This window comes from Auraticoccus monumenti (assembly GCF_900101785.1).
GTDB classification, from domain to species: Bacteria; Actinomycetota; Actinomycetes; order Propionibacteriales; family Propionibacteriaceae; genus Auraticoccus; species Auraticoccus monumenti.
The window spans coordinates 3,834,480-3,854,773 of sequence record NZ_LT629688.1 but is presented as its reverse complement, the minus strand read 5'-3'; the positions used below and the strand labels follow the sequence as shown (position 1 = coordinate 3,854,773).

Here is a 20,294-nt window from a genome sequence, read left to right as displayed (position 1 = left end):
TGGTCTCGCAGCGGTCCGACGCTCAGGCGGCGGCGCTGATGGCTTCCTGGACGGTGCTGACCAGCTCGTCCCAGGAGTCGGCGAACTTCTTCACGCCCTCCTCCTCCAGGACCCGGGTGACGTCGTCGATGTCGATCCCGACGCGCTCCAGGTCGGCCATGGTGGCCTCGGCCTCGGCGACCAGGTCCACCACCCGGTCGCCCTCGACCTCGCCGTGGTCGGCGAAGGCGTCCATGGTCTTCTCGGGCATGGTGTTGACCGTGTCGGAGGTGACCAGCTCGGTGACGTAGAGGGTGTCGGGCAGGTTCGGGTCCTTGACGCCGGTGGAGGCCCAGAGCGGACGCTGCGGGCGGGCGCCCTTGGCCGCCAGGGCGGGCCAGCGGCCGTCCAGCTCCTCCCCGGAGACCACCCGGCGGAACAGGGCGTGGGCCAGCCGGGCGTTGGCCACGGCGGCCTTGCCCTTGAGGGCCTTGGCCTCGTCGGTGCCGATGGCGTCCAGGCGCTTGTCGACCTCGGAGTCCACGCGGGAGACGAAGAACGAGGCCACCGAGTGGATGTCGGACAGCTCGTGCCCGGCGTCGGCGGCGTCCTCGAGCCCGCTGAGGTAGGCGTCGAGGACGGCGCGGTAGCGCTGCAGGGAGAAGATCAGCGTGACGTTGACGCTGATCCCCGCCGCGATGACGGAACGGATCGCCGGGAGGCCCGGCTCGGTGGCCGGGATCTTGATCAGCACGTTGGGCCGCCCGACCCGCGCGCGGAGGTCCTTGGCCTGGGCGACGGTGCCGTCGGTGTCCATGGCCAGCCCGGGCTCGACCTCGATCGAGACCCGGCCGTCGACGCCGTCGGTCCTGGTGGCGACCGGGCCGAGCACGTCGCAGGCCGCGCGGACGTCGTCGGTGGTGATCGCGGTGATGGCGTCAGACACCTCGCTGCCCTTGAGCTCGGTCAGCTGGGGCTCGTAGCTGTCGCCCGTGGAGACCGCGGTGGCGAAGATGGTCGGGTTGGTGGTCACCCCCGTCACCGACCGCTCGGCCACCTGGCGGGCCAGGTCGCCGGAGGCGATCCGCTCCCGGGACAGGTCGTCCAGCCAGATCGAGACGCCGGCCTCGGCCAGCTGCTGCAGTCGCTCGCTCATCGTGCTTCCTTCCACTCCACGGGGTGTGCTGGCTGACCGGCGGTCAGGAACGCTCGTTGGTGCCCTCGGCCTCGGGGTTGGCCGCGTCGTCGCCGACCGAGGCAGGGCCGGACTGGCCGCGGTGCGTGGGGACGGTGCCGGGCGCGGAGGTGAGCGCCTCGGCGGCGGCCAGGCTCTCGCGGGCGGCGGCCACCACGTTCTCGGCGGTGAAGCCGTACTCCTCGAAGAGGGTCTCCGCCGGGGCGGAGGCGCCGAAGTGGTTGATCCCGATGGCCCGCCCGGCGTCACCGGTGATGTCGTGCCAGCCCTGCGGCACGGCGGCCTCGATGCTGACCCGGGCCTTGACCGAGGAGGGCAGCACGGACTCGCGGTAGGCGTCGTCCTGCTCGTCGAACCACTCCCGGCAGGGCATCGAGACGACCCGGGCGGTGATGCCCTCGGCGGCCAGGCTCTCGGCGGCGGCGACGGCGTGCTGGACCTCCGAGCCGGTGCCGATCAGCAGCACCTGCGGCTCACCGTCACCGAAGTCCTTGAGGACGTAGGCACCCTTGGCCACGTGCTCGGTGGTGGCGAAGCCGTCCTCTCCGCGGGGGAAGACCGGCAGGTTCTGCCGGCTGAGGGCGAGCCCGGCCGGGCGGTCGTTGTTGCGCATGACCTGCGCCCAGGCCGCGGCGGTCTCGTTGGCGTCGGCGGGGCGGACGACGTCCAGCCCCGGGATCAGCCGCAGCGAGGGGACGTGCTCGATCGGCTGGTGGGTGGGGCCGTCCTCGCCCAGACCGATGGAGTCGTGGGTCCAGACGTAGGTGACCGGGAGGTTCATCAGCGCGGCGAGGCGGACCGAGGGGCGCATGTAGTCGCTGAAGGTCAGGAAGGTGCCGCCGAAGGGGCGGGTCCCGCCGTGCACGGCGATGCCGTTCATGATCGCGCCCATGGCGTGCTCTCGGATGCCGAAGTGGAGCACCCGGCCGTAGCGGTTGCCGCTGAACATCTTCGAGGAGCGGTCCTCGGGCAGGAAGCTGGGGGAGTCCTCGAGGGTGGTGTTGTTGGACTCGGCGAGGTCGGCCGAGCCGCCCCAGAACTCCGGCACCTTGGCGCCGATGGCGTTGATCACCGCGCCGGAGGCCTTGCGGGTGGCGACGCCCTTGGGGTCGGCGTCCCAGGTCGGCAGGTCGGCGTCCCAGCCGTCGGGGAGGGTGCGGGTCTGCATCCGCTGCCAGAGCTGGTGGCGCTCGGGGTTGGCCTCGGCCCACTGGTCGAAGCGCTGCTGCCACTCGGCCTCGACCTGCTGACCGCGCTCGAGCAGCCCGCGGGTGTGCGCGATGACCTCCTCGGAGACCTCGAAGGACTTCTCGGGGTCGAAGCCGAGCACCTCCTTGGTGGCGGCGACCTCCTCGGCCCCCAGCGCGGACCCGTGCGCCTTGCCGGTGTTCTGCAGCTTCGGGGCGGGGAAGCCGATGATGGTGCGGAGCTGGATGAAGCTCGGGCGGTCGGTCTCGGCGCGGGCCGCGGCCAGCGCGTCGGCGAACGCGGCGACGTCCTCGACGTAGTCGCCACCAGCGGTCCAGTCGATGGTCTGGACGTGCCAGCCGTAGGCGGCGTAGCGGGCGGCGGTGTCCTCCGACAGCGCGATCACCGTGTCGTCCTCGATGGAGATCTGGTTCGCGTCGTAGATGAGGGTGAGGTTGCCGAGCTTCTGGGTGCCGGCCAGGGAGGAGGCCTCGCTGGAGATGCCCTCCTCGATGTCGCCGTCGGAGGCCAGGCAGTAGATCTGGTGGTCGAACAGCGACTCGCCCGGGGCGGACTCGGGGTCGTACAGGCCGCGCTCGCGACGGGCGGCCATGGCCATGCCCACCGCGTTGCCGATGCCCTGGCCGAGCGGGCCGGTGGTGACCTCGACGCCGTCGGTGTGGCCGTGCTCGGGGTGGCCGGGGGTCTTCGAGCCGTGCGTGCGCAGGGCGCGGAGGTCCTCGAGCTCGAGCCCCCAGCCGCCCAGGTAGAGCTGGATGTAGAGGGTGAGGGCGGAGTGCCCGCAGCTGAGCACGAAGCGGTCGCGGCCGGGCCACTGGTGGTTGGCCGGGTTGTGGACCATCGTCTTCTGGAAGAGCTGGTAGGCCACCGGGGCCAGGCTCATGGCCGTCCCGGGGTGGCCGTTGCCCTTGTTCTGGACGGAGTCGGCAGCCAGGACGCGGACGGTGTCGACCGCGCGGGCGTCGACCTCGGTCCAGTCGTCGGGGTGGACGGCGTGGCTCGTGGTGGTGGTGCTCATCGCGGAGGCGTTCCCTTCACTCGTCGATACCCCGGTCGAGCCGGGGACGTCCGAAGGCTCGAGTCGTGCGAGCTGACGGTTCCACCCTAGTGGGCTCCACCGACAGGCTCGCGGGTGCCCGTCGGGTGGTGGACGCAGGGGGTCGGGGTGACTCACACCACCCCTTCGCCGGGCCCCCGCGAATCGTCCTCCGCGGGGGGCAGCCCCTAGACTGCTCACGGTTTCCGAGCAGGAGGGCGGGGCGTTGACGAGCCTGCAGCACGCGGCACGCGAGGTCGAGCGGTCGCTCGCCCCTGCGCGCGCACGGGACGTGGTGGGGGCCTACCTGGCCCTGACCAAGCCGCGCATCATCGAGCTGCTGCTGGTGACCACGATCCCGGCGATGTTCCTGGCTGCCGGGGGTGTGCCGGACCTGGGGCTGGTGCTGGTCACGCTGCTGGCCGGGGCGCTCGCCGCCGCCAGCGCGAACGCGTTCAACTGCGTCCTGGACCGCGACATCGACGAGCTGATGCGCCGCACCCGCCGGCGCCCGCTCCCGCGCCACCAGGTGGGGACGGCGGCCGCGGTGGTCTTCGCCTCGCTGCTGGGGGTCGCCTCCACGGTGGTGTTCCTGGTGGCGGTCAACTGGCTGTCGGCGGTGCTGGCCCTGGCCGCCAACGCCTTCTACGTCTTCGTCTACACGATGTGGCTGAAGCGGCGGTTCTCCCAGAACATCGTCTGGGGCGGTATCGCCGGGTGCTTCCCGCCGCTGATCGGGTGGACGGCCGTCACCGGCGAGCTGTCCTGGGCCCCCTGGGTGCTGTTCGCCATCGTCTTCTTCTGGACCCCTCCGCACACGTGGGCCCTGGCCATCCGCTACCGCGCCGACTACGCCGCGGCCGGGGTGCCGATGCTGCCGGTGGTGCTGCCCGCGCCCGGCGTGACCATCCGGATCCTGGCCTACTCGGTGCTCACCGTCGCGGTCAGCCTGCTGCTCTGGCCGGTGGCCGGCACGGGCTGGCTGTACCCGGTGGTGGCGGCCGTGCTCGGTGCCGCGTTCCTGGTCGAGGCCGTCCGGCTGCACCTGCGGGCGAAGGCCGGTCTGGTGGACACCGAGCTGAAGCCGATGCGGCTGTTCCACTGGTCCAACAGCTACCTCGCGCTGCTGTTCATCGCCGCCGCCGTCGACCCGCTGCTGCGATGACCTCGGGACGGCTCCTGCCGCCCGGGGCCAGCAGCCTGTCCGTCCCGCTGGGCGGCGGCCTGGTCCGCACCCTCCACGCCGGTGTCCCCGGTCCGCGGCCGCCCCTCGTGCTGGTGCACGGAGGCGGCACCGACGCCGCCGCGCTGTCCTGGTACCGCGCGCTGCCCGCGCTGGCGGTCGACCGCGAGGTGTGGGCGCTGGACCTCCCGGGCTTCGGCGCCACGACGGGGATCGCCCCGCTGGGACGCCCGGAGGCGATGGCGGACCTGGTGGCCCGCTGGATGGGTGGGCTGGGGCTGGCACCGGCGGTGGCCGTCGGGGTCTCGATGGGCGGTGACGTCGTGCTGAACCTGGCGCTCCGCTCTCCCCGGCTGCTCCGCGGGCTGGTGCTGGTGGCACCTGGGGGGCTGGTCGGGTCGGTGGGTCGTCCGCTGGTGCACCGTGCTGCGTGGGCGTTCTCCAGGCTGCCGGACCCGGTGCTGCTGCGGCTGGCGGCCGCGGCCAACCGGTTCAGCCGCACTGCCCTGCGGGCGATGGTGCACGACCCGGCGACGGTGCCCGCCGAGGTGGTGGAGGAGTTCGTGCGGGTGGCGCGGGAGCCCCGGTCCGCCGAGGGCTACCTGCGGTACAACCAGTCCACCCTCGGTCCGGGCGGGATGACCAACCAGCTGCTGGGCCGGGTGGGGCGGGTCGAGCTGCCTGCGCTGTTCGTGCACGGGCAGCGGGACCGGCTGGTGCCGGTGGAGGGGTCGCGGAGCGCGGTGCGGCGGATGCCCCACGCCCGGCTGGTGGAGCTGCCCGACGTCGGCCACTGGGCCCAGCTGGAGGCGCACGAGCGCTTCGTGCACGAGGTCCGACGGTTCCTCGCCGAGCTCGCCGAGCTCCCCGAGCCGGAGGCGACCGACGGACAGCCGACCTCGGAGTGACCCGGGGACGGACCCGGGCGGGACCCAGGACGTCCGGCGGCGCCTCACCCGATCGGCGTCGGGGCAGCGGGCCTGCACGGCCCTCTCGAGGGACAGTCCGCGACGGCACGGAGGGGACCACAGCCCGGGACGCGGCACGGAGGGGCTGCACCGCTGCGGTTGCCTGGAGCTGGCTCCCTTCGGCAGGCATGACTGCTTGGACACCAGCCATCGAGAGGGCTCGCCCCGTCACGCCGTCAGCGTGTGCTCCTGCCTCGCTTCATCCCGGGGTGAGGACGGGGCGACCGACACATCCGGGCGCAGGGGATCGAGCGGCGGTGGTGCCGTGGACTGGTAGCCGTGCCCGGTGGGCGTGGTGGTCTGGGCGGTGTGGCGGGGCCCGGGGCGTGGTCGGGCGGTCCAGCCGGGTGACTCCTTGGCGTAGTTGCAGGCCTCGCAAAGTCCTTGCCCGTTGGCGAGCGAGGTGGTGCCGCCGTCGCTGGCGGCGATGATGTGGTCGGTGTGCCGGATCGGGGCGTCGCACCACGGGGTGCGGCAGGTCCGGTCCCGCAGTCGGACCAGCTGGGCCAGCCGGGGTGGGAACCGGCGGGCGCGGCTCTCGGCGGCGATCAGCTCGCCGGTGGTGGGAGTGGTGTAGAGGCGGCGGATCCAGGCGCGGTCGGCGGTGGCGAGCTGGCGGGCCAGGTCGCCGGGGACGGGTCCGTAGCCGTCGACATGACCCGCTCCAGGGGCCCCGAACAGGACGGAGTCGGAGACCAGGAGGTGGATCATCACCGACGTGTCCGCCGCGCTCGCCCCTTCACTCCTCCCACCTGAGCTGCCACCCACCCCGCCGTCCGTGGCCGCGCCGCCGCTGGCCTGGTGCTCGTGGGGCTGGGACCGGGCAGCTGCGTCCTCGCTCTGGTGCGGCCGGGCGCTGGGGTGGCTGGTGCCGAGGATGCGCTCGACCAGGGTGTCGGCCATGATCTGCCCGCGGCTGCGTCCGTCACCGGCGGCGACCACGGCGTCGGCCTGCCGGCAGAGGGAGGCGTGGACCGCGACCCCGTCCTTCACCGGGAGCAGGGCGCTGAGCTGGCTCATCGTGTCCGGCGCCGGTCGCAGGCTGACCCGCCGCTCGGCCTCGGCGCGACGGCGTCGCTGCACCGCGGCCTCGGGGTCGAGCCGGTAGGAGCGGGCGCGGGCCTCGGCGACCAGCTCTCCCTCGCCCATCGCCTCCAACCGGTCCGCGTCGGCGGCGAGTGCCTGGTCGACCTCGCGGCGGTGCTCCCGGGACAGGCAGGCGGTCTCCCGGGCCAGCAGGGTGGCCCGCCACTCGGTGATCCGCCCGGCCCGGAGCGCTGCGAAGGTGTGGGGCAGCTCCCGGTCCAGCACGAGCGCCAGGCCGAGGTGCTGCCGGCCCCGCGCGGGTGACTCCCGCCGGGCCAGGGCGACCTGGGCGGCCACACCCCGCCCCTGCCGGGCCGCGGGGACACCCTGGCGTTGTTCCTCGGCGCGGGTCTCCCGGTCCAGGGCGGTCGCGGCGGCGGCCTGGACCGCCTCGGCAGCGCACTTCAGCCCCTCCAACGCCCGGATCACATCGACGAGTGCCGCCGGCTCCACACCGCGCAGGCCGGTAGCCGCCAGACGCTCGGTCCACGACCCGATCGAGGACGCACTGAGCTCAGCACCGGGCGCCTCGTCGGGCACGAGGGGATCGACCGGGGCCAGCGACTGCGGCACCGTTGCGAGCACCTCGTGGACTGCGACCATGCAGCGAAGCTACGGACCGCCTCTGACACTTCTGCTCCGCCGACGCCAGGGCCCGCGCCCTCGTCCGGCGGATCCGCAGCCACGTCGGGCCGGTCCCGCCGCTGGGGATGGCGGTCCTGCGACGTGCTGCTGCCTCCGGTCCGAGTCTCTGGAGCCCGGGGACCACCTCGCCTCCAGGTCACGCGCACCCCGTGGATCGCCCTCCGCTCCCGCGGGTGGTAGCGAGTCGCCACCAGATGTCGCCTCGAGCGTCGGCCAGGCGACTCCTCGCGGCGACTCACCCCTCGCGGCGACTCGTCATCCGCGGACTGACTCTGGGGTCGTCGTGACGAGCCACGTGGTGGCGAGTCGATGGGGGCGGCGCAGACGTCGGCACCACGCCGATGTCCCCAGCCGACTCACTCCCCGACGACGGCCAACGAGCTGCTGGGGGAGGGGAGGGCGTCCTCGGGACGCGGCCGGCGCACCGACAGCAGCAGGTTCATGGCTGCGGCCATCACCAGGCACAGACCCAGCATGTGCAGCATCACCAGAGTGATCGGCACCCCGGTGAAGTACTGCACGTAGCCGACGACGCCCTGACCCACCTCGACCAGGACCAGCAGCAGCGCCGCACGCGAGCGGAGCAGCACGAGGGCCAGCACGCTGGCGATGACCAGCAGCCAGACGCTGCCGGCGTGCACCTTGGCCACCAGCTCGACGTCGAAACCGGTCCGCGGGGAGGTGGCGTCACCCGCGTGCGGACCGCTGCCGGTCGCCACGGTACCCAGCCAGCTGGCCACCCAGGCGAGCACGAAGACCACCCGGGCCAGCCACCACCGGAGGCCGTCGACGGGCTCACGGGGAGCCCGCCACACCGTGCGCACCAACCACACCGACAGGCAGATCAGCACCACCGACAGCAGCAGGTGCAGGGCGACCACGAACGGGTTGAGCTGGGTCAGCACCGTGATGCCGCCGATCACCCCCTGGAACGGGATGCCGAAGGCGATGCCCAGCGCCAGCAGCCGCACCCGGTGCCCGGGGGGCCCGTCCGGACGGCGGACGTCCACGTGGGCGTGGGCCAGGGCCGCGGCCACGGTGCCCAGCGCGATCAGGATCAGCACGAAGGTGAGCAGCCGGTTGCCGAACTCGATCACCCCGTGGACGCCCATCTCCGGGGTGGTCACGTAGGACTCGTCGGTGCACCGCGGCCAGGTGGGGCAGCCGAGACCGGAGCCGGTCAGGCGCACCAATGCCCCGGTCAGCACGATCACGCAGTTGGCCACCAGCAGGGCCAGCGACCAGCCGCGCAGTGAGCGCTCCGACCCCAGCCCGTCGATCACGCGGTCCATCGGAACGTCCTCCTCGCAGTCAGCAGGCCCAGCAGCGTCCAGATCAGCAGCACCAGCAGGTGCGAGGCGTCGACCACCCCGACCGAGGCGTTGCGCAGGCTCTCACCGAGCGCCGCCGTCGGCAGCGCCCGCACCAGGGTGGCCATCAGGCCGGGGTGGGCCTCGGGGCTCAGCAGCAGCCCGCCCCCGGCAGCCAGCGCCAGGTAGACCAGGTTGGCCAGCGCCAGGGTGGCCTCGGCCCGCAGCCGTCCGGCGAGCACCAGCGCCCAGGAGGCGAAGCAGACCACCGCGAGCACCACGGCGACCACGGCGACCAGCCAGGGGACGACCTCACCGGCGGGCCGCCAGCCCAGCGCGACGGCGACCACCGAGAGCACCAGCAGCTGCCCGAGCAGCACCAGCACCAGGGCCAGCGCCTTGCCGGCCACCAGCCCCGGACGTCCCAGCGGGGTCGTGGCCAGCCGCTCGAGCACGCCGTAGCGACGCTCGAAGGCGGTGGCGATCGCGGTCGAGGTGAACGACGTGGACCAGACGGCCAGCGCGAGCACCGACGGGGCCAGCCCGTCCAGCCCGCCCAGGCGGTCGGAGATCCCCGCGGGCAGCAGCCGGCCGGCGACCAGCACCCCGACGGGGATCACCAGGGCCAGCAGCAGCTGCTCGCCGTTGCGGACCAGCAGGCCGAACTCGGTGCGGGCGTGACGCAGCACCCGTCGTGGCCAGGGCGCGGCGCCGGGGGCGGGGGAGAGGTCGAGTGCGGCGGCGGTCACGGGCGGATCCTCGCGGTGGTGTGGCGCAGGAAGACCTCTTCCAGGTCGGCCCCCTCGGAGGCCAGCTCGGCCACCGTGCCGGAGATGCTGATCCGTCCGGCGTCGACGATGTGGACCTGGTCGGCCAGCTGCTCGGCCTCACCCATGGCGTGGGTGGTGAGGAGCACGGTGACACCGCTGTCCCGCAGCTCGCGCAGCAGCCCCCAGACGGCGCGGCGGGTGTGCGGGTCCATGCCGGACGTCGGCTCGTCGAGGAAGACCAGCTCGGGTCGCCCGACCAGGGCCCCGGCGAGGTTGACCGCCTGCTTCTGGCCACCGCTGAGACGCCGGTAGGGGGTCCGGGCGAAGTCGTGCAGCCCCAGCCGCTCGGCCAGGGCGTCCACCGGCAGCGGCGAGGCGTGCAGCCCGGCGAGGTGGTGCAGCATCTCCAGCGGCCGGATCCCGGACCAGGCCCCGCTCTCCTGCGGCATCACCCCGACCCGGCCCGCCGCGACCGCCGCGCGCACGCTGCCGCCGGCGATGCGGACGTCGCCCTCGTCGGGGTCGAGGATGCCGGTGCAGCAGCGGATGAAGGTGGTCTTGCCCGCCCCGTTCGGCCCCAGCAGCGCCGTGATGCGACCGGTCTGGGCGGTGAGCGAGAGGGCGTCCAGGACGGTGCGTCCGCCGAGCACCAGCCGCAGGTCGACCGCCTGCAGCAGCGGGCTCGAGGCGGAGGAGGGCACTGCGGGAGTGTACGCGATCGGCCCCTGCGGACCGGCGTCGACGACGCTCACCCGGCCGGTCGCCACCCGGGGTCGTGGTCGGGGTGGTCGACCCACACCAGCGCGAGCTCGGCGAGCACCTCGGGCAGGTCGGCGCAGGCGGTGACCAGGCGGCGACGGGCGGCGCACTCGGCCAGCACCCGTGCCGGGTCCCAGCGCACCACGTGCCGCTGGTCGGCCGCTTCGCCGAGGGTGGCCACGGTGGCTCCCGGACGGTCGCTGTAGCCGTCGTTGGGGAGGGTGGCCAACCACCCCGTGACGTCGGTCCAGCCGGCGCCGGCCGCGCGGTCGACGGCGGGCACCCAGCGCGGTCCGGTGGCCGCCCGGGCCACCTCCTCGTCCTCGGCGAGCCGGGCCAGCACGAAGTCGGCGACCGACCCCGGGAGGTGCGCCGGCACCCGTCCGGTCGAGGTGACGCGGTGCTCCAGCACCACCGCCCCGTCCTCGCTCCGCACCCGGTCCAGCTCCAGCGCCAGCCGGTCCGGCGAGGGCAGCAGCGGCGCGCCCGAGCCGAGCAGCACCGGCTCCACCCGGACCCGCGTGCGCCGCACGTGTCCGGCGAGCACCAGGGCCGTGGTCGCCGCATCCCCGGCCAGCACCCGCACCTCCCCGTCCCCGGCCAGGCCGACGACCTGCTCCCACCACTCCTCGGGAGGACCGGTGACCCGGCGCACCGGGGCGCCCGGGGGCAGCCAGACCGGGTGCTCGCCGACCACCACGTGCGGGACCCGGCCCCGCGCCCGCTCCCAGGCGTCGGCGTCGGTGATGCGGTCGCGACGCAGCACGGCACCCCAGGCGCGCGCACCGAGGAGCACCACACCGGCCCCGGGAGCCAGCACGAGGGCGGTCGTGCCAGGATCGGTGGACGGGAGCAGGTAGCCGTCCAGGCTGGTCGCGGCGACGAGGAAGCAGCTGGGCACGCCCCATGCGTACCAGCAGGGGACGTCGGTGGGCAGCAGCGCCGGCACAGCGCGGTACCTCGTGGTGAGGCCTCCCTCACTGAGGACGGCCTTATTTGAGTGGGCGTCGCAATAAGAGCATGCTGGAGTTGTGAAAACCTCCCAGAGCGCTGCACGCAGTGCGTCAGGGAACCGCCCCGGAGGGACCTCCGGTCCCGCGGACCCGGACGCCTCCACCCGACAGCGGGTCGCCAGCTCCATCCTGGAGCAGGGCCCGTCGACGGCGGCTGCGCTGGCCGAGCGCCTCGGGCTCACCCCGGCCGCGATCCGCCGCCACCTGGACATGCTGACCGAGCGCGGGATCGTCGAGTCCCGCGAGCAGCGGGTCTACGGGGCCCGCGGGCGCGGGCGTCCGGCCCGGGTCTTCGCCATCACCGACGCCGGCCGGATGGACTTTCACCACGCCTACGACGACCTGGCCATCGAGGCGCTGGAATACCTCTCCGAGACCGGGGGTTCTGCTGCTGTGCGGGGATTCGCCGAGCGCCGGCTCGCCGGGGCGGAGCAGCGCTACCGCACGGCCCTGGCCGAGACCGCGGCCGACAGCCCCACCGCGGCCCTGGCCGAGGCGCTCACCACCGAGGGCTACGTGGCCTCGACACGTCGGGCCGTCGCCGGTGAGCAGCTGTGCCAGCACCACTGCCCGGTGGCCCACGTCGCCGAGCGCTTCCCCGAGCTCTGCGAGGCCGAGACCGAGGCCTTCGCCCGCGTGCTGGGCGTCCACGTCCAGCGACTGGCCACCATCGCCCACGGCGACGGCGTGTGCACCACGCACGTGCCCGACCTCACCCCCCGTCCCGCACCCGACTCCCACGCTCCAGCCGACCCGAACAGAGAGGCCCGAGGATGACCCAGACCGAGCCGCAGAACCAGGCCGTCACCGCCCAGCCCGGCCCGACGCAGGAGGAGCACATCGACGCCCTCTCCCGCTACCAGTGGGGTTGGCACGACTCCGACACCGTCGGTGCGACCGCGAGGCGCGGGCTCAACCCCGCCGTGGTCCAGAACATCTCGGACCTGAAGAGCGAGCCGCAGTGGATGCTCGACCTGCGCATGAAGGGCCTCAAGCTCTTCGAGCGCAAGCCGATGCCGACCTGGGGCGCCGACCTCAGCGGGATCGACTTCGACAACATCAAGTACTTCGTGCGCTCCACCGAGAAGCAGGCCACCTCCTGGGACGACCTGCCCGCCGACATCAAGAACACCTACGACAAGCTGGGCATCCCGGAGGCGGAGAAGGCCCGGCTGGTCTCCGGCGTGGCCGCCCAGTACGAGTCCGAGGTGGTCTACCACCAGATCAACGAGGAGCTCGAGCGCCAGGGCGTGCTGTTCCTGGACACCGACACCGCGCTGAAGGAGCACCCGGAGCTCTTCCAGGAGTACTTCGGCACCGTCATCCCCGTCGGTGACAACAAGTTCTCCGCGCTGAACACCGCGGTCTGGTCCGGTGGCTCGTTCATCTACGTGCCGAAGGGCGTGCACGTCGAGATCCCGCTGCAGGCCTACTTCCGGATCAACACCGAGAACATGGGCCAGTTCGAGCGGACGCTGATCATCGTCGACGAGGGTGCCTACGTGCACTACGTCGAGGGCTGCACCGCCCCGATCTACAGCTCCGACTCCCTGCACTCGGCCGTGGTCGAGATCGTGGTGAAGAAGGGCGGGCGCTGCCGCTACACGACCATCCAGAACTGGTCGAACAACGTGTACAACCTGGTCACCAAGCGCGCCACCTGCGACGAGGGCGCCACCATGGAGTGGGTCGACGGCAACATCGGCTCCAAGGTGACCATGAAGTACCCGGCCGTCTACCTGATGGGCCCCCACGCCAAGGGCGAGACCCTGTCGGTCGCCTTCGCCGGCGAGGGGCAGCACCAGGACGCGGGCTCCAAGATGGTGCACTGCGCCCCGTACACCAGCTCCTCGATCATCTCGAAGTCGGTGGCCCGTGGCGGCGGCCGCGCCTCGTACCGCGGTCTGGTGCAGGTGCAGGAGGGTGCCTCGCACTCGGCCTCGGTGGTCAAGTGCGACGCCCTGCTGGTCGACCAGATCTCCCGCTCCGACACCTACCCCTACGTCGACGTCCGCGAGGACGACGTGTCGATGGCCCACGAGGCGACGGTGTCCAAGGTGAGCGACGAGCAGCTGTTCTACCTGATGAGCCGGGGGATGGGTGAGGACGAGGCGATGGCGATGATCGTGCGCGGCTTCGTCGAGCCGATCGCCAAGGAGCTCCCGATGGAGTACGCGCTGGAGCTCAACCGGCTGATCGAGCTGCAGATGGAGGGCGCGGTCGGCTGACCCGACCCGCCCCCGGGGTCGGCGCCCACCCGCGCCGGCCCCGCCCGAGCACCCTGCGACCCCTGCTGACAAGGACGAGTGTGACCAGTACCGACATGAGCACCGACCGTCGCCCCGACGGCACCAACCCGAACACGACCCTCTCCGACGGGGGCCCCGACCGCCCCGGTGGCGAGGACGCCCCCGTGGCGGTCGTCGGCGCGGTCGAGACCTCCGACCGGGTGGCCAGCCACCTGCACCCGGGCGGCTCCTTCGAGGTCGAGGACCACCCGGTCCCGACCGGCCGCGAGGAGGTCTGGCGGTTCACGCCGATCAAGCGGATCCGTCCGATGTTCGAGCCGCTGCCGACCGACGACCGCGAGGGCGACCCCGCGGCCGAGTACGCGGTGTCGCTGCCCGAGGGTGTGCGGCAGGGCGTCCTGGTCCCGGGGCAGGCGCCCCGGGGCACGGTGCTGGTCCCGGCCGACCGTCCGGCGGCCATCGCCTCCGCGCAGGCCGCCGAGGCGCTGCACCTGGTGGTGCCCGCCGAGACCGAGCTGGACCAGCCGATCCGGATCGGCGTCACCGGCCGCGGGGCCGGGCGCCGGGCCAACGCCCACTACGTGGTCGAGGCCCAGCCGCACTCCAAGGCCACCGTGGTGCTGCACCACGAGGGCTCGGCCCAGCACAACGGCAACCTCGAGGTGCTGGTCGGTGACGGCGCCAGCCTGACGGTGATCAGCGTGCAGGACTGGGACGACGACGCGGTGCACACCGGGCAGCACGAGGCCCGGGTGGGTCGCGACGCCTCCTACCAGCACATCGCGGTCTCCTTCGGCGGTGACCTGGTGCGGCTGCAGTCCAACGTCAGCTACGCCTCGGTCGGCGGGCGCGCGGAGCTGCTCGGCCTGTACTTCGTCGACAGCGGCCAGCACATCGAGCACCGGCTCTTCGTGGACCACAACGCGCCGCGCTCGGAGTCCAACGTCGACTACCGCGGGGCCCTGCAGGGCGCCGGGGCGCACTCGGTCTGGATCGGCGACGTGCTGATCCGCAAGGCCGCCGAGGGCATCGACACCTACGAGTCCAACCGCAACCTGGTGCTCACCGACGGCTGCCGCGCCGACTCGGTGCCGAACCTGGAGATCGAGACCGGCGAGATCGCCGGCGCCGGTCACGCCTCGACCACCGGTCGCTTCGACGACGAGCAGCTGTTCTACCTGCGCAGCCGCGGCATCGACGAGACCGAGGCCCGCCGTCTGGTGGTGCACGGCTTCTTCGCCGACATCATCCGCCGGATCGGCGTCCCCGAGGTCGAGCAGCTGCTGCTCGCCGCGGTCGAGCGCGAGCTGGCCGTCACCGTCGGCACCCCGGCCGCCACCGCCTGAGCGCGGCCCCCAGACACCCGAACCCACACACAGGAGCACCACGCATGGCAACTCTGGAGATCAAGGACCTGAACGTCTCGGTCGCGACCGAGTCCGGCCCCAAGCCGATCCTCAACGGCGTCGACCTGACCATCCGCAGCGGCGAGACCCACGCGATCATGGGCCCCAACGGCTCGGGCAAGTCGACCCTGGCCTACTCCATCGCCGGCCACCCCAAGTACGAGGTCACCGGCGGCTCGGTCACCCTCGACGGGCAGGACCTGCTGTCGATGAGCGTCGACGAGCGCGCCCGTGCCGGGCTGTTCCTGGCCATGCAGTACCCGGTCGAGGTCCCCGGCGTCTCGGTGGCCAACTTCCTCCGCACGGCCAAGACCGCCGTCGACGGCGAGGCCCCCAAGATCCGCACCTGGGTCCGCGACGTCAACGCCGCGCTGGAGCGGGTGCAGCTGGACAACACCTTCTCCCAGCGCTCGGTCAACGAGGGCTTCTCCGGTGGTGAGAAGAAGCGTCACGAGATCGCCCAGCTGGAGCTGCTCAACCCGGCCTTCGCGGTGCTGGACGAGACCGACTCCGGGCTGGACATCGACGCCCTGCGCGTCGTCTCCGACGGCGTCAACCGCTTCACCGGCCAGGGTGACCGCGGGCTGCTGCTGATCACGCACTACACCCGCATCCTGCGCTACATCACCCCCGACTTCGTGCACGTCTTCGTCCGGGGACGCATCGCCGAGCAGGGCGGTCCCGAGCTGGCCGAGCGGCTCGAGGCCGAGGGCTACGACCGGTACGCCCTCAAGGGCGCCGACGCCTGAGCCGGACGAGCACGCGCACAGCACAGCACGACGCACGGGCGGACGAGAGGAGGACGAGATGACCACGACGCAGCAGAGCCGGACGCCGGCTGACCTGGCCTTCGACGTGGAGGCGGTGCGGGCGCAGTTCCCGATTCTCGCCCGCACGGTGGGGGAGCACCCGCTGCGCTACCTCGACTCCGCCAACACCTCCCAGAAGCCCCAGCAGGTCATCGACGCGATCACCGAGCACTACGCCCGGCACAACGCGAACGTGGCCCGTGCCATGCACCTCCTGGGTGCGGAGGCCACCGAGGCCTACGAGGGCGGACGGTCGAAGGTGGCCGACTTCGTCGGCGCGACCCGTCCGGAGGAGGTCGTCTTCACCAAGAACGCCTCCGAGGCCCTGAACCTGGCCGCCCACACGCTGGGCGCCGGGCTGGGGGAGGGCGACGAGGTGGTGGTCTCGGTGGCCGAGCACCACTCCAACATCGTCCCCTGGCAGTTCCTCTGCGAGCGGACCGGCGCCACCCTGCGCTGGTTCGACATCACCGAGGAGGGACGGCTGGACCTCGAGGCCGCCGTCCGCGACGGGCTGGTCAACGAGCGCACCAAGATCGTCTCCATCGCCTGGGTCTCCAACGTGCTGGGCACCGTGCACCCGGTGGCCGAGGTGGCCGCGATGGCGCACGCCGTCGGTGCGGTGATGGTGGTCGACGGCTGCCAGGGCGTGCCCCAGCTGCCCACCCGGGTGGCCGACCTCGGTGCGGACCTGCTGGCCTTCACCGGTCACAAGATGGTCGGCCCGACCGGCATCGGCGTGCTCTGGGGTCGCTACGACCTGCTCGCCTCGCTGCCGCCCTTCCTGGGTGGCGGGGAGATGATCGAGATCGTCCGGATGACCGGTTCGACCTTCGCCCCGCCCCCGGCCCGCTTCGAGGCCGGCACCCCGCCGATCGCCCAGGGCGCCGGGCTGGGTGCGGCGGTGGACTGGCTGACCGGGCTGGGCATGGAGAAGGTGGCTGCCCACGAGCAGGCCATCACCGCCTACGCGCTGGAGGGTCTGCAGACCATCCGCGGCCTGCGGGTCCTCGGCCCGACCGAGGCCGTCGACCGCGGCGGGGCGATCAGCTTCACCGTGCCCGACGTCCACCCGCACGACATGTCGCAGCTGCTGGACAGCCAGGGGATCGCCGTCCGCGGCGGGCACCACTGCGCCCGGCCCCTGCACGAGCGGCTCGGGGTGCAGTCCAGCACCCGCGCCTCGTTCTACCTGTACACGACCGAGGCCGAGGTCGACGCCCTGGTGGAGGGCGTGGCCCGGACCATCACGTTCTTCGGAGGGACCCCATGAGCAGCAGCGGTGGCGTCGAGGAGATGTACCAGGAGATCATCCTCGACCACTACCGGGCCAAGCACCACAGCGGCCTGCGGGAGCCCTTCGGGGCCGAGGTGCACCACGTCAACCCCAGCTGCGGTGACGAGGTCACGCTGCGGGTGCACCTGGACGGCGACACGGTCACCGACGTCTCCTACGACGGCGTCGGCTGCTCCATCTCCCAGGCCTCGACCTCGGTGATGAGCGACCTGGTCATCGGCAAGGACGTCGCCACCGGGCTCGCCCTGCACGAGGAGTTCCTGGCCCTGATGCAGGGCAAGGGGCAGGTCGTGCCGGACGAGGAGACGCTGGAGGACGGCATCGCCTTCGCCGGCGTCGCCCGCTTCCCGGCCCGGGTCAAGTGCGCGCTGCTCGGCTGGTCGGCGTTCAAGGACGCCGTCTACCGCGCCGGTGCGGGCGAGCAGCCGGCCACCACCTGACCGTCGGGCCCGGCCGACCGAGCCGACGCCCACCCGACACCACCGCCCCGAGCCCGTCGAGGGGCCACCAAGGAGTGACATGAGCGAGACCACGCAGGACCCGACCACCCGCCCCTCCGACCTCGTCCGCGACGAGCTGCCGGAGGTGCCCTCCACCACGCCGGACACCCGTCCCAGCCTGGAGGACCTCACCGAGGCCATGAAGGACGTCGTCGACCCCGAGCTGGGGATCAACGTCGTCGACCTCGGCCTGGTCTACGGCATCCACCTCGACGACGACGGCTCCTGCTCCATCGACATGACGCTGACCAGCGCGGCCTGCCCGCTGACCGACGTCATCGAGGACCAGACCTACACCGCCCTCGAGGGCCTGGTCAGCCGCGCCGCCATCAACTGGGTGTGGATGCCGCCGTGGAGCATGGAGAAGATCACCGAGGACGGCCGCGACCAGCTTCGGGCCATCGGTTACAACGTCTGACCGGTAGCCGGTCTCAGCCGCCCCAGCAGTTCCGCACGCCGAAGGCGACGTCGCGTGATGCGACGCCGTCGACGGGGGTGCCGGTGATCAGCTCCACCCCCGTGTCGAGGTAGCCGCTGGGGACCTCCCCGCCGCGGGCGGCTGCGGCGAGGGCGCGCACACCCTCCCGAGCCATGTTCTCCGGGTACTGCTGGGCCGTGGCGTCGATGTCACCGGGCCGGACGCCGTCCTTGATCGCCTCGCAACCGCCGTCGACCGAGACGACGACGACGTCCGCCATGTCCACGCCGGCCTCCCGCAGCGCGGCGACCGCCCCGAAGGCCGCCGGCTCGTTGACGGTGTAGACCACGTTGATGTCGGGGGTCTCGGCGAGCAGCTGGGCCATGACGGCCCGGCCCTTCTCGCGGTCACCCTCGGTGTCGGCCGACCCCACGACCTCGGCGGCGCCCTCGGCCAGACCGAAGCCGGCGAGGAAGCCCTGCCGGCGCAGCTCGCCGGAGGTGATGCCCGGGGCGAGGTCGAGCATCGCGATCCTCGGGGTCAGCCCCTGCTGGGCCATCCGGGCCCGGGCGTACTGCCCGACCAGCTCCCCGGCGCGCTCGTTGTCGGTGGCGAAGAGCGCGTCGACGGCGGACCCGGGCTCGGTGGGGGTGTCGAGGGCGACCACCGCCACACCGGCCCGCCGCGCGCTCTCGATGGCGGGCACCACCGCCTCGGAGTCGGCGGGGGCGATCAGGATGCCCGTCGCCCCCTGCTCGACCATCTCCTGGATGGCCCGGACCTGGCTCTCGTCGTCGACGTCGCTGCGGCCGGTCGCGGTCAGCAGCCTGACGTCCTCCTCCTCGGCGGTGTCCTCGGCGACCTCGCGCAGGGTCACCCAGAAGGGGTTGGTCTCCTGCTTGGTGATCAGCCCGACGGTGACCTCCTCGCGGTCCTCGCCGCAGCCCGCCAGGACCAGGCCCAGGGCCATCGCCACCACCAGCGCACCGACCCGCCGGGTGCCGGTCGTCCTGCGGGGTCGAACCGCCGATCCGATGCCCCCCACCTCCCCGCTCACCGCACCGTCTCCCGGTCCGGCTCCCCGACGCCTGGTCGGTGGCTGCGCAGGTCGAACAGCGCGTACGCCGCCACCAGGGCCAGGCAGACCGCCGGCACCACGTAGCCCTTGGCCGCGCCGGCCTGGTCCATCACGGCTCCGTGGACCATCGGGGCCAGCGCGCCTCCCAGGATGGCCATCACCAGTCCGGCGGCGCCGAACTTGGCGTCGGCACCGAGGCCCTGCAGCGCCACCCCGTAGATGGTGGGGAACATCAGCGACAGCGACGCCGACAGGCCGACGACGGCCAGCAGGCCCACCATGTTGAGAGAGAACATCGCGACCAGGCAGAGCACCACGCCGACGACGGCCATGATCAGCAGCAGCCGGGCCGGTTGCACGATGCCGAGCAGGTAGACCATGGCGAAGCGGGCCAGCAGGAAGATGATGAGGCTGGCCTGCAGGAACCAGCCGGAGCTCTCGGCGGAGACGCCGACCACGTCCTGGGCGTAGAGGATGGTGAAGGTCCAGATGCAGGTCTGGGCGGCCACGTTGAAGAACTGGGCCGCCACCCCGTAGCGGTAGTGCCGGTTGGCCCACAGCCGGCCGAGAGCGTTGCCGCTGACCACCGGGACGTCGCCCTGCTCGGCCGGGACGCTCATCTTGCGGAACGCGATCAGCAACCAGATCAGCACGAGCACCGCGGCGATGCCCAGGTAGGGCCGCAGCACCAGCCCGAGGTCGGCCTCCTGGCTCTGCACCAGCTGCTCGGGCGTCATGATGGTCTTGGCGGCCTCGGAGGTCAGCTGGGGCAGGATCAGCACCGCCCCGAGCAGCACCCCGACGTTGGCGCCGACCGGGTTGAACGCCTGGGCCAGGTTGAGGCGGCGGGTCGAGGACTCCTCCGACCCCATGGCCAGCACGAAGGGGTTGGCCGACGTCTCGAGGATCGACAGCCCGGCGGCGAGCACGAACAGAGCCAGCAGGAAGAACCCGTACTGCAGGAACTGGCTGGCGGGGATGAACAGCAGGCCGCCGACGGCCGCCAGGCCGAGCCCGACCAGCACCCCCGCCTTGTAGCCGTAGCGCCGGTTGATGAACGCGGCCGGGATGGCCAGCAGGAAGTACGCCCCGTAGTAGGCGAACTGGACCAGCGAGGACTGGAAGTTCGACATGTCGAAGATGCTGCGGAAGACCCCGACCAGGATGTCGGTCAGGTTGGCTGCCGCTCCCCACGCGGCGAAGCAGCAGACGAGCAGGATGAAGGGCACCAGCAGGTGGCGCTCCACCAGCCGGGGTCTGGCCAAGGGCTCGTGCACCTCGGCCGCCTCGGACGTCGACGACATCTGGACCACCACCTCTTCGTGTCGGTCGTCTGCTGCGTGCGTGACGCTGGTGCCCATCCAAGCACCCGTCACCGGCGCCC

The 20,294-nt window shown here is 72.6% G+C and carries 18 protein-coding genes; 9 read left to right on the top strand and 9 right to left on the bottom strand.

The annotated features are described in order from the left end of the window. Nucleotides 1–22 precede the first annotated feature (22 nt). Both tal and tkt read right to left on the bottom strand, forming a co-directional pair. Nucleotides 23–1,135 (bottom strand): transaldolase, encoded by a 1,113-nt coding sequence (gene tal, locus BLT52_RS17860; RefSeq protein WP_090595415.1) that lies wholly within the window; start codon nt 1,133–1,135, stop codon nt 23–25. 43 nt (nt 1,136–1,178) lie between these two features. Next, the gene (gene tkt, locus BLT52_RS17855; protein ID WP_090595414.1) at nt 1,179–3,401 is read right to left on the bottom strand and encodes a transketolase; all 2,223 of its coding nucleotides are present in this window, start codon (nt 3,399–3,401) and stop codon (nt 1,179–1,181) included. Between the two features lie 244 nt (nt 3,402–3,645). On the opposite strand from tkt, the gene BLT52_RS17850 reads away from it, so the two are divergent. Next, complete coding sequence (locus BLT52_RS17850) at nt 3,646–4,584, top strand: heme o synthase (protein ID WP_231946378.1); 939 nt, start codon at nt 3,646–3,648, stop codon at nt 4,582–4,584. Further along, nucleotides 4,581–5,510: an alpha/beta fold hydrolase gene (locus BLT52_RS17845; RefSeq protein ID WP_090595411.1), complete on the top strand. Its 930-nt coding sequence runs from the start codon at nt 4,581–4,583 to the stop codon at nt 5,508–5,510. Before BLT52_RS17850 ends, BLT52_RS17845 begins: the two co-directional genes overlap by 4 nt. Before the next feature lie 228 nt (nt 5,511–5,738). Here BLT52_RS17845 and BLT52_RS17840 read toward each other — a convergent pair whose 3' ends face one another. The 5 genes from BLT52_RS17840 to BLT52_RS21530 all read right to left on the bottom strand — a co-directional run bounded on the left by BLT52_RS17840 (nt 5,739) and on the right by BLT52_RS21530 (nt 11,089). Continuing rightward, nucleotides 5,739–7,259, bottom strand: coding sequence for an HNH endonuclease (locus tag BLT52_RS17840; protein WP_090595409.1), 1,521 nt, complete (start codon nt 7,257–7,259; stop codon nt 5,739–5,741). A 398-nt stretch (nt 7,260–7,657) separates the two neighbouring features. Continuing rightward, a complete protein-coding gene (locus tag BLT52_RS17835; protein WP_090595408.1) occupies nt 7,658–8,593 on the bottom strand; it encodes a COX15/CtaA family protein in 936 nt (311 codons plus the stop codon). After that, a complete protein-coding gene (locus tag BLT52_RS17830) occupies nt 8,581–9,360 on the bottom strand; it encodes an ABC transporter permease (RefSeq protein WP_090595406.1) in 780 nt (259 codons plus the stop codon). Before BLT52_RS17830 ends, BLT52_RS17835 begins: the two co-directional genes overlap by 13 nt. Beyond that, nucleotides 9,357–10,082 (bottom strand): ABC transporter ATP-binding protein, encoded by a 726-nt coding sequence (locus tag BLT52_RS21535; protein WP_407922610.1) that lies wholly within the window; start codon nt 10,080–10,082, stop codon nt 9,357–9,359. The genes BLT52_RS17830 and BLT52_RS21535 overlap by 4 nt, the downstream gene beginning before the upstream one ends. 47 nt (nt 10,083–10,129) lie before the next feature. Beyond that, complete coding sequence (locus tag BLT52_RS21530) at nt 10,130–11,089, bottom strand: DUF6221 family protein (protein WP_157677203.1); 960 nt, start codon at nt 11,087–11,089, stop codon at nt 10,130–10,132. Nucleotides 11,090–11,171: 82 nt separating this feature from the next. On the opposite strand from BLT52_RS21530, the gene BLT52_RS17815 reads away from it, so the two are divergent. The 7 genes from BLT52_RS17815 to BLT52_RS17785 all read left to right on the top strand — a co-directional run bounded on the left by BLT52_RS17815 (nt 11,172) and on the right by BLT52_RS17785 (nt 17,832). Further along, a complete protein-coding gene (locus BLT52_RS17815) occupies nt 11,172–11,930 on the top strand; it encodes a helix-turn-helix transcriptional regulator (RefSeq protein ID WP_157677202.1) in 759 nt (252 codons plus the stop codon). After that, the gene (sufB, locus tag BLT52_RS17810) at nt 11,927–13,381 is read left to right on the top strand and encodes a Fe-S cluster assembly protein SufB (RefSeq protein WP_090595405.1); all 1,455 of its coding nucleotides are present in this window, start codon (nt 11,927–11,929) and stop codon (nt 13,379–13,381) included. The genes BLT52_RS17815 and sufB overlap by 4 nt, the downstream gene beginning before the upstream one ends. Nucleotides 13,382–13,476: 95 nt before the next feature. Beyond that, nucleotides 13,477–14,748: a Fe-S cluster assembly protein SufD gene (gene sufD / locus BLT52_RS17805; RefSeq protein ID WP_090595403.1), complete on the top strand. Its 1,272-nt coding sequence runs from the start codon at nt 13,477–13,479 to the stop codon at nt 14,746–14,748. A 44-nt stretch (nt 14,749–14,792) separates the two neighbouring features. Beyond that, nucleotides 14,793–15,557, top strand: a complete 765-nt coding sequence (gene sufC, locus BLT52_RS17800; RefSeq protein WP_090595402.1) for a Fe-S cluster assembly ATPase SufC — start codon at nt 14,793–14,795, stop codon at nt 15,555–15,557. A 94-nt stretch (nt 15,558–15,651) separates the two neighbouring features. Next, nucleotides 15,652–16,890, top strand: coding sequence for a cysteine desulfurase (locus BLT52_RS17795; RefSeq protein WP_172804142.1), 1,239 nt, complete (start codon nt 15,652–15,654; stop codon nt 16,888–16,890). Next, nucleotides 16,887–17,354, top strand: a complete 468-nt coding sequence (gene sufU / locus BLT52_RS17790; RefSeq protein ID WP_090595399.1) for a Fe-S cluster assembly sulfur transfer protein SufU — start codon at nt 16,887–16,889, stop codon at nt 17,352–17,354. Before BLT52_RS17795 ends, sufU begins: the two co-directional genes overlap by 4 nt. A gap of 79 nt (nt 17,355–17,433) precedes the next feature. Then, nucleotides 17,434–17,832: a metal-sulfur cluster assembly factor gene (locus BLT52_RS17785; RefSeq protein WP_090595397.1), complete on the top strand. Its 399-nt coding sequence runs from the start codon at nt 17,434–17,436 to the stop codon at nt 17,830–17,832. Nucleotides 17,833–17,845: 13 nt separating this feature from the next. Here BLT52_RS17785 and BLT52_RS17780 read toward each other — a convergent pair whose 3' ends face one another. Further along, on the bottom strand, nt 17,846–18,889 hold the full coding sequence (locus BLT52_RS17780; protein WP_197679096.1) for a substrate-binding domain-containing protein: 1,044 nt from the start codon (nt 18,887–18,889) through the stop codon (nt 17,846–17,848). Next, nucleotides 18,886–20,214 (bottom strand): L-fucose:H+ symporter permease, encoded by a 1,329-nt coding sequence (fucP, locus tag BLT52_RS17775; protein ID WP_090597032.1) that lies wholly within the window; start codon nt 20,212–20,214, stop codon nt 18,886–18,888. Before fucP ends, BLT52_RS17780 begins: the two co-directional genes overlap by 4 nt. Nucleotides 20,215–20,294: the final 80 nt, after the last annotated feature.